At 77.4% G+C, this 363-nt stretch carries 1 pseudogene; it reads left to right on the forward strand.

The annotated features are described in order from the left end of the window. Window positions 1–120 precede the first annotated feature (120 nt). Window positions 121–363, forward strand: a pseudogene (locus tag J0695_RS43425) (bifunctional ornithine acetyltransferase/N-acetylglutamate synthase); the annotation flags it as partial.

Below are 363 nucleotides of genomic sequence, written 5' to 3' on the forward strand. Positions count from 1 at the left end.
CCTCGCGGCCCTGCGGTCCGGTAGAGGCCTTGCCGCCCCCCGCGTTGCGCCCGACCGCGCGGACCCTGCCCTCCGCGGAGAGGCCGGCACACGGATGGAGGTGGAGACGCCCGCCGCGGCGTCGTGCTCAACTCCGGCGGCGCCAACGCCTGTACCGGACCGCAGGGCCACCAGGACACGTACTCCACCGCCGGGGAGGCCGCAGGGCTGCTCGGCCTCGACCCGGGCGACGTGGCGGTCTGCTCCACCGGACTCATCGGCGTGCCGCTGCCCATGGACCGCCTGCTGGCCGGCGTCCGCGGACGCCGCCGCCCTGCTGTCCGGGTACGGCGGCGGCGACGCGGCCCTCGCCGTCATGACCAC

The organism is Streptomyces beijiangensis (assembly GCF_017315755.1).
GTDB classification, from domain to species: domain Bacteria; phylum Actinomycetota; class Actinomycetes; order Streptomycetales; family Streptomycetaceae; genus Streptomyces; species Streptomyces beijiangensis.